Origin of the sequence: Burkholderia sp. BCC1998 (assembly GCF_905339875.1) — a bacterium.
Taxonomy (GTDB): domain Bacteria; phylum Pseudomonadota; class Gammaproteobacteria; order Burkholderiales; family Burkholderiaceae; genus Burkholderia.
Genome location: NZ_CAJPHE010000117.1, coordinates 1 through 281, shown reverse-complemented (window position 1 = coordinate 281; position 281 = coordinate 1). Strand labels below are relative to the sequence as shown.

At 68.7% G+C, this 281-nt stretch carries 1 pseudogene; it reads left to right on the top strand.

Annotation, left to right across the window (positions count from 1 at the left end):
* Positions 1–134: 134 nt before the first annotated feature.
* Positions 135–281: pseudogene (locus U5A56_RS37040) on the top strand (ribose ABC transporter permease); the annotation flags it as partial.

Genomic DNA, 281 nt, shown 5'->3' with positions numbered 1-281 from the left:
CGAACTCGGCGGCCACACGCACACGCCCATCACGCAGGAAGCGATCATCGCGCTCGCCACCGGCTCGCAGGCCGAGCTCGCCGACGCGCACTGACCACGGCCCCTTCATTTCCTTCTTCCTTCAAGGTACCGACATGATCCACCCGACCAAGCAGCGGAACCTCGCGTCCGCGACGGCCCATCCGGTCGCCAACCGTACGCCGCTGATGCGCGGCGCCGATCATCGCGCGCGCATGCAGTCGCTGATGCGCACCGCCGGCATGCTGCCGGTGCTGCTGGTG